Genomic DNA, 1,603 nt, shown 5'->3' with positions numbered 1-1,603 from the left:
GTTGAGGATCTCGTTGCAGCCCTCGAGCTGCTGGAAGTCCTCCATCGTGGGGTCCTGCGCCTGGAGCATGGTGCCCATCGCCCCGTCGGCGACCACCACGCGGGTGGCGAAGGCCTCGCGGAGCGCGGCGATGCGGGTCCGGTGGTCAGCGGTCATGAGTGGTCTCCGAGGACTGGCGCGAGCGGGGCGGCCGTACCGGGGCCGTAGGCTCGCTCGACGATGCGGGTCAGCTGTGCCAGGTCGACCTCGTAGGACTGGGAGCCCACCGCGCCGAGGACCACTGAGGCCAGTGCGCAGCCCAGTCGGGCCGCGGGCTCGAGCGGCACGCCGTGGCTGACGGCGGCGAGGAAACCGGCGCGGAAGGCGTCGCCGACACCGGTCGGGGCGGCCGTGTCGGTGTCGGGGATCGCGGGGACGTCGAGCGGGGGCTGTCCGGCGCGTTCGATGCGCACCCCCTTCTCGCCCAGGGTGGTGACCCAGGTGCCGACGACCGCGAGGATCTCGGTGCGGCTCCAGCCGGTGCGTTCCTTGAGCAGCGCGGCCTCGTACTCGTTGGTGAACAGCCAGGTGGCGCCGTCCACCAGGTCGCGGACCTGGTCGCCGTCCAGGCGGGCCAGTTGCTGCGAGGGGTCGGCCGCGAAGGGCAGGCCGAGGGTCCGGCACTCGGCGGTGTGGCGGAGCATCGCCGCCGGGTCGTTGGGCGAGACCAGGACGAGGCCGGGGCGGTCGGGGCCGGTGAGGAGGGCACGCAGGTCGATGTCGTGGGCTTCGGTCATGGCGCCCGCGTAGAACGCGGCGATCTGGTTGGCGTCCTCGTCGGTGATGCACATGAAGCGGGCCGTCTGCCGTTCGGCGGAGATGTGCACTCCCCCGGTGTCGACGCCGTGTTCCTTCAGCCAGACCGCGTATTCGGCGAAGTCGGTGCCGACCGCCCCGACCAGGAGGGGTGACAGGTCGAAACCGCCGAGTCCGAAGGCGATGTTGGCGGCGACGCCGCCCCGGCGCACCTCGAGGCGGTCGACGAGGAAGGAGAGCGAGATGTGGGCCAGCTGCTCGGGAAGCAGCTGGTCCGTGAACCGTCCGGGGAAGACCATCAGATGGTCGGTGGCTATGGATCCTGTCACCGCGATGCGCACGGGAACTCCTTCGGTCGCTTCGGTCGCTGATCGCCGGTGTCGCACGGCGTCGGCCGCGACCGTCGGGCCCGGCCGTCAGGTGTCGGGCTCAGATGCCCGCAGCTGCCCTGAGCTGCTGGGCGCGGTCGGTGCGCTCCCAGGTGAAGTCGGGCAGCTCACGGCCGAAGTGGCCGTAGGCGGCGGTCTGGGCGTAGATCGGGCGCAGCAGTTCCAGGTCGCGGATGATCGCGGCCGGGCGCAGGTCGAAGACCTCGCCGATGGCCTGCTGGATCTTCTCCACCGAGATGGTGTGGGTGCCGAAGGTCTCGACGAACAGGCCGACGGGCTCGGCCTTGCCGATCGCGTACGCGACCTGCACCTCGCAGCGCGAGGCGAGGCCCGCGGCGACGACGTTCTTGGCGACCCAGCGCATCGCGTACGCGGCCGAACGGTCCACCTTGGACGGGTCCTTGCCGGAGAAGGCGCCG

At 71.4% G+C, this 1,603-nt stretch carries 2 protein-coding genes; both read right to left on the bottom strand.

From position 1 onward, the window contains the following. Nucleotides 1-152: 152 nt before the first annotated feature. Entirely contained in the window at nt 153-1,136 is a 984-nt protein-coding gene (locus TN53_RS40490) for a carbohydrate kinase family protein (protein ID WP_046263875.1), read from the bottom strand. Between the two features lie 88 nt (nt 1,137-1,224). Continuing rightward, the coding region (locus TN53_RS40485) for a methionine adenosyltransferase domain-containing protein (protein WP_046263874.1) at nt 1,225-1,603 on the bottom strand (379 nt) is incomplete at its 5' end.

This window comes from Streptomyces sp. WM6386 (genome assembly GCF_000972385.1).
Classification (GTDB): Bacteria; Actinomycetota; Actinomycetes; order Streptomycetales; family Streptomycetaceae; genus Streptomyces.
The sequence above is the reverse complement of the archived record's forward strand: the minus strand, read 5'-3'. Positions and strand labels throughout refer to the sequence as shown.